The 6000-nt window shown below is 44.4% G+C and carries 6 protein-coding genes and 1 pseudogene; 4 read left to right on the forward strand and 3 right to left on the reverse strand.

Annotated features, from left to right (window positions below):
* The first annotated feature begins 444 nt into the window (after positions 1–444).
* Positions 445–597, forward strand: a complete 153-nt coding sequence (locus V6C93_RS18960; protein WP_333478227.1) for a hypothetical protein — start codon at positions 445–447, stop codon at positions 595–597.
* 901 nt (positions 598–1498) lie between these two features.
* Here the strand turns inward: V6C93_RS18960 and V6C93_RS18965 are convergent.
* Positions 1499–2191, reverse strand: coding sequence for a hypothetical protein (locus V6C93_RS18965; RefSeq protein WP_333478228.1), 693 nt, complete (start codon positions 2189–2191; stop codon positions 1499–1501).
* 384 nt (positions 2192–2575) lie between these two features.
* A complete protein-coding gene (locus V6C93_RS18970) occupies positions 2576–3286 on the reverse strand; it encodes a diacylglycerol/polyprenol kinase family protein (RefSeq protein ID WP_333478229.1) in 711 nt (236 codons plus the stop codon).
* Positions 3287–3346: 60 nt separating this feature from the next.
* Between V6C93_RS18970 and yidD the strand changes: the two genes are divergently transcribed.
* Positions 3347–3583 carry a membrane protein insertion efficiency factor YidD gene (gene yidD / locus V6C93_RS18975; protein WP_333478231.1) on the forward strand — a complete coding sequence of 79 codons (237 nt, stop codon included), beginning with the start codon at positions 3347–3349 and terminating at the stop codon, positions 3581–3583.
* A 279-nt stretch (positions 3584–3862) separates the two neighbouring features.
* Here the strand turns inward: yidD and V6C93_RS18980 are convergent, their stop codons facing one another.
* Positions 3863–4138 carry a response regulator transcription factor gene (locus tag V6C93_RS18980; RefSeq protein ID WP_333478232.1) on the reverse strand — a complete coding sequence of 92 codons (276 nt, stop codon included), beginning with the start codon at positions 4136–4138 and terminating at the stop codon, positions 3863–3865.
* Between the two features lie 354 nt (positions 4139–4492).
* On the opposite strand from V6C93_RS18980, the gene V6C93_RS18985 reads away from it, so the two are divergent.
* Together V6C93_RS18985 and V6C93_RS18990 are read left to right on the forward strand one after the other, a co-directional pair.
* Positions 4493–5464 (forward strand): carbohydrate kinase, encoded by a 972-nt coding sequence (locus V6C93_RS18985; RefSeq protein WP_333478230.1) that lies wholly within the window; start codon positions 4493–4495, stop codon positions 5462–5464.
* Between the two features lie 270 nt (positions 5465–5734).
* Positions 5735–6000, forward strand: a pseudogene (locus tag V6C93_RS18990) (class I SAM-dependent methyltransferase); the annotation flags it as partial.

Here is a 6000-nt window from a genome sequence, read left to right on the forward strand (position 1 = left end):
AAAGCGTGTAAGAGGATTTCCCTGTAGAAGGGTTCTAAACCCCTGTAGACGAGATATCAAGAAAACGCAGGGAAACTAGATGTGATAGATTTCTTCATAATTTACTCAATAGTACAAAAATCTTAATAGTTTTTTAGCTAAAAACCACCGCTCAATGCGAAGCTATTGCTCTCTCCAGTCTCGCTATCCCCGAAGCAAGAAGAGTCACTGCAAATAATCTTTGTGAAAGACAAATAAACTTCAATAAAGTTTATAATTTTGTACAATAAGCCAAACAATTAGATTTTTTAATCCCTTCTGAGAAAAGTATTGCAAACCAAATCAAACAAATATTGCAATTTAACTCAAATCATCGAAAGTTGCTCATAATTTAAGCAGACTAGAGATAGAATTCAATTTATCTCAATTTCAGCTCATCCTTTAAGTTATCAGGAGAGTAGTGTTATGGGTATTTACAAACTGTTTAACAGTATCACTCAATATCTCTCTGAAGCAGCAGTCAGGATTTTTAGTCCTAGTGACGATGCTTATCCGATGATTGGTGTGCAACCCTTTAGCGGTGAACCCTTTGAAAGAAATAGAAGAGCAGATTGGTAACGATTAACAATAGCCATTTTTGACACTTTTCATCACTCAATATTCAATAAAGTTGGTGGAGATTTAATAATTTTCTCCACCGACTTTTGGAATTTGTTGATTAGAACTTATTGGCTAGTACCGGGCAGTCAATTATTGTACTGTAATTTTCTCCAATTGATAGTTACTAATGGGGAATTTACCCCATCAGGCATGGCCTAATTGATACTTCAAGAGTGTAGTTTAACAGAACCAATATAAACCCCTAACTCCCCTAAGAGTCAGGGATTTAATGGTACGTTCACCTAGCTATCCTAAATGATTCATGAGAGCCCTCTTGCTTACCTCTGTGTCCTCTGCGTCCTCTGCGGTTCTTTAAAACATGTATGTCTCACGAATCAAATTAGGACTGCTATAGCGTTTTCCTCAGCTAAACCCCTAAACGTCTACTACCTCTGACCGCTCTGATGGGGAGTTTAGTCCCCCGTTGGTAGTAACAAGGTGAAGGAAGCGACAAAAACTTCACACCGTTTCTAGTTAGCTGTTTTATTTGCACCGTCTGTACATCTGACGCCGCTCTCCTTTGATGTACAGCAAGGGACCACAGCGGTATAACTCCCTGCCGGTACGATATCTATTCGTCTATTAGACTTACAAGCATCTAGATTAACCCTATTGCTTTACAGGCAGAAGAGTTAGTAGCTGGTTGTCAGCCTACTGGGCTAAACCCATTTGACTACTGTAAATAATGGCACAGAATAGAATGTTATTTTTTTAAAAGATATAAAGTTTTTACTTTAATAAAGGGTTAAATGAAACGATCTTGTAACATTTGAGTTGATCCCAGGCCAGAAGGGCTCCTGGGAAATCCCCTTGCCTAGGCTCGAAGGCAAGGGGCGCTTCTAGATTTATTTATGGAAATTTACAAGGAAAGCTGTCGTAGTTGGTACTGTTCCTGATTAAACCGCTTTTGTTCTCGCGTTAATAAGTTGTACTCGATGGGAGGTCGCATATCCCACTGGACTTCAGCAAACATTAAGAGGCTCACGCCCATCATGATGCCGGTGGTGAGAAATTGTAAACCTCCTGCATAAGGTAAGGCAGCAATACCTACAATGTGAACGAGACCTGCAAGGATAAAGGCACGCGATCGCATCCCCACTCCTGTACAAAAGTAACCAAAGGCGCTTAGCCCTAACCACAGAGGACACAGACGCATTAAGATTTCTCCCCAACCTAGGAAGATGCTGAGGTCTGTTAGGATAACCCCCCCAAGCATGAGACTGACCCAACAATACAGTACCCACTGCAAGCGCTCTACTTTTACCCAAAAGTGAGTCAAGAACACCATCGCGATCGTACCGATTAGGGTGAGGGTTGTCCAAATTCCGGCTTGGATCACCCAGCTGATGGGAAGAAATTGAGCTGTGATAAAAATAACGGCTGAAATAAGGCCCCAAAGGATAAATACTTGGTCGATTCGAGTATAAAAGGCCGAAATTAGCGTCTTCTTCCCAATCTCGAGGTGAAGGCGTAACAGCCCTTGGCGGTCTTGATAATCGAGTGATTCTTGCTTGCTCCGGAGAATGGGTTCTGTGGGATTGAAGAAAGTCATCAGGCGTCTATCGTTGAGGATATGTTGCTGCGGTTATTAGTCTAATTTTGGTAATATATCTTCACCTATCTCAAAGATAGTACATATTTGAAAGGAGAAGTTTGTACCTTTTCATTAAGACTGTTCGCTACCTTCAGCTCTAAGGCGATCTAGCTTGCTTCTACGGGAGCCGCGACATTAGCGTAGCGGGACGCGGTAGCATCCAAGAGCGCTGTGCCGTAGGCAATAGATCTCTCCAAAGTAGGTGGAGTGAGGGAGAGAGTCGGTGTAAAACTATACAACTTCGAGTATAGAGCCGAGTTCTGCCACCCAACTTCAGCAGAATGGCTGAAAAATGCCGGAAAAATTCCGCCTTTTAGCTGAAGATCAGAAGCACTCTATGTATTAGCTGCCGAGGGGGAAAAATAGGCTTAAGTAATAGGCCAGCGCAGCACTCCCTAAAGGAACAGTGAGATTATCGAGGCCAAGCTTGGAGAAGGATTCTAACGTTGTGGCAATGATTGCGATCGCGATTGGCACTAACCAAGTTTGCCACACGTTCCCTTGGACACTCAAAAGAATCAAGCAAGTCACAGCATAACTCGTCAGAGCCATCGTTAAAGAGCCTTCCCAGCTTTTTTTCATGCCCCAGACTTCATAGGGATGTTGACCAAACTGCTGACCAATTAGCCCAGCAAGTCCATCCCCCCAAGTCATCACTAGAATACCAATAGCCGCATACTGAAACTGCTGAATTGGCCAAAACCAGGCGACGAGGACGCCGATACTAATCGCATAGAAGAATGTGCCCAAGCTTTTGCGTCCAACACTATTAATACCGGGCAGGATGGGGATGTAATAAGACAAAAGCGCAATAATACTGGCGATGATAGAAGCCGAGATACCGACCCAAGCCGGGATTTGCAGCCACCAAGCTATCAAAATGACGTTGCCGGTGCCGATGTGAACGATCTTACGCGCCAGTTCTGAATTCGTGGAAGTACGGCGATGCAGGGTCTCCGCCACTAGCACGATGGCTCCTAAACCGAGTCCAACAATACTAATGTGGAGCCATAATTCTGGAGTGGATTCTAACCAGGGGATAGATTGAAACAAGGACTTGTTGAAGCAGAACTTAAAACCTTTCTATCACTGTATCGAGATTTGGTTCACAAAATGAAGATATTACTGATTTGGCTGATTAGGGGCTACCGCTCTTTTATCTCTCCTCTGTTTCCACCCGTTTGTCGCTTTCAACCGACCTGTTCGAGCTATGCTATCCAAGCGATTGAACGGTTTGGGGCTTGGCGCGGCAGCTGGCTAGCGATTCGACGAATATCGCGCTGTCATCCCTTTCATGCAGGGGGTTACGATCCCGTACCCGCTAAAGTGGAGCGCCCGAAGGATGAATAAAAAGCCATCCCTCTATATTTGATCTGTACTTCGGAAGCTTCCTGAGGACAAAGCGTTCAACATCCAAAATCGTTTTAGGCGCTCTGATCGGTACTTACTCAGGAATAGGTCAGGAAATTGAATACTGCGGAGCTGTTGAGATTTGTAGCCAGAGTTGGATGGGATGGCTTCAAGAAATCTCCTGAAGCCGAGGGGCATCAGAGAAATTACCGCCACCCTTCAATGCTGAAAGAAATTATGGGAACCGCCCATAGTTTAATCGCAAAGTGACTCCACCAGCTAAGAGAGCGCTTCATCATGGGGCGTTGGTAATGTACAGCAGTTGACATCATTGATGCAAACTTTGCCCCACTGTAAGGCCCAACGAACCAAGGCCACCCGGTTATCGGTCGATGTCTTGGTCAGGATGTTGCTGATGTGGTTATCGACCGTGCGCTTACTAATTTCTAGCTGCTGGGCAATCTCCTGATTGGTTAAACCAGCGGCTACTAGTTCTATAATCTGTACTTCGCGATCGCTAAGAGACGCGGGGGTATATGACTCGCCACCAGCCATAGGTATTTTGCCCTTGGTATATCTACTTACCATTTTAGAAGATCGTTTATTGAGACTACCTGAGAGAGGTCTAGCCAGGGACTCCATCTAAACACTTAGTGCAAGCGATTACAGTTCCACCCCTAATGAGGGTGATGGTGCTTTCAAGCTTGACATCTAAAGGATTCACCCCTGACTAAGGAGAAAAACCTCTTGATTTATTAAGTATATATACATGAGTAAATTTATCTATTTTTTTCTGGAAGGATGAACTTTCCCTGTGGGAATTTTCCTCTAAAAGTGAAGTAGTCTACAGAGGCACAAGAAGAGCGTCACGCCTCTGGTAGTCTGAAAGCAGTAGAGATGTATGCAACCGTGACCAATCTTCGTGTACTCTGCCTGGGTGAAATATTGTTTGACCTTCTAGCGGATCAGCTAGGGCGATCGCTAGAAAACGTTGAATCCTGGACACCTTATCCAGGAGGGGCTCCAGCTAATGTTGCCTGTTCCTTAGTGAAGCTGGGAACCCCTGCTGGCTTTATCGGTTGTGTGGGACAGGATGAAGCGGGAGATACTTTAGTTAAGCTGTTGCAGGAAGTTGGAGTAGACAGCACTGGTGTCCAGCGCCATCCAACGGCACCGACACGAAAAGTTTACGTTGTGCGTTCTGAGAAGGGAGAGCGCGAATTCGCCGGTTTTGGCGAACTGGATACCTCAAAATTTGCCGATGCTTTCTTGCAAGCCTCCAAGTTATCAGAGCGCTTATTTGAAGAGGCTGATTTTTTAGTCTTGGGAACCTTGGAGTTGGCTTATCCCCAAACGCGTGAGGCTATCCAAAAAGCGCTGCACTTTGCAGAACAGTATGATGTCAAAGTCTTAGTAGATATCAATTGGCGTCCGATGTTCTGGTCTGATCCCAGTGAGGCTAAGCCACTGGTTCAGGAGATTTTGCACAAAGTCGATTTTCTGAAGATTGCCAAAGAAGAAGCGGAGTTATTCTTTGATACTACAGATGCGGGTGCGATCGCTCATCGTCTTGGTTCGATCGAAGGCGTCTTAGTGACGGATGGAGATAAAGGCTGTGCTTACTGCCTGAGTGATCATGAGGACAAGGTTTCAGCATTTTCAGTGGATACTAAAGATACGACGGGTGCCGGGGATGCTTTTGTCGCCGGATTCGTTCACCAGCTATGTCAGCATGGAATGAAGAGTATTGCTGATGCTGAGTCCGCTAAGAATGTGGTGAGGTATGCCAGCGCTGTAGGAGCACTGACAACATTGAAACCAGGTGCGATCGCGGCGCAACCCACAGTTGAAGAGGTAGAAGCGTTTCTCCAGGAACAGTGAAAGGGATTTTATAAAGTAAACATTAAATTCTTGTTGGATGGGTTAGAGGCTTTCTAAAAGGTCGTTATTCACTGATAACTTAACTGTGCTGTAACGCACTATCTTCAGGTGGTGCGTTATACCAATTTCATTAAATAGTGCTACATTTCGACCCCCCCTTATAAAGAGGAGAACAAGAAAAGTATTTCTAGCAAGCATTTAGGAAATTGGTATTACACTTCGTTAACGCACCCTACAGATTTAACTTTATAAATAAGCTCTTAAATTTACATGACCACTGACCAACTCCTGCAAAGCATAATTGCCTATCAAATTGCCGCAGAACCAAACCAGCGACTTACTTTTGCCGAGTATATGGACTTGGCACTCTATCACCCAGAACAGGGTTATTACGCAATAGGTGCTGTCAACATCGGTTCAGATGGTGACTTTTTTACCTCACCCCATTTAAGTAGAGATTTTGGGGAGTTATTGGCTGAACAGTTTGCCCAAATGTGGGATATTTTAGGACGCCCTACTCCTTTTACCTTAATGGA

The organism is Allocoleopsis sp. (assembly GCF_036703385.1).
GTDB lineage: Bacteria > Cyanobacteriota > Cyanobacteriia > Cyanobacteriales > Coleofasciculaceae > Allocoleopsis.

Bases quoted from the DNA above. Each gene is read 5' to 3' on its own strand.
- V6C93_RS18960 (WP_333478227.1), top strand. From the start codon at position 445: ATGGGTATTTACAAACTGTTTAACAGTATCACTCAATATCTCTCTGAA.
- V6C93_RS18965 (WP_333478228.1), bottom strand. From the start codon at position 2,191: ATGACTTTCTTCAATCCCACAGAACCCATTCTCCGGAGCAAGCAAGAA.
- yidD (WP_333478231.1), top strand. From the start codon at position 3,347: ATGAAGATATTACTGATTTGGCTGATTAGGGGCTACCGCTCTTTTATC.
- V6C93_RS18980 (WP_333478232.1), bottom strand. From the start codon at position 4,138: ATGGCTGGTGGCGAGTCATATACCCCCGCGTCTCTTAGCGATCGCGAA.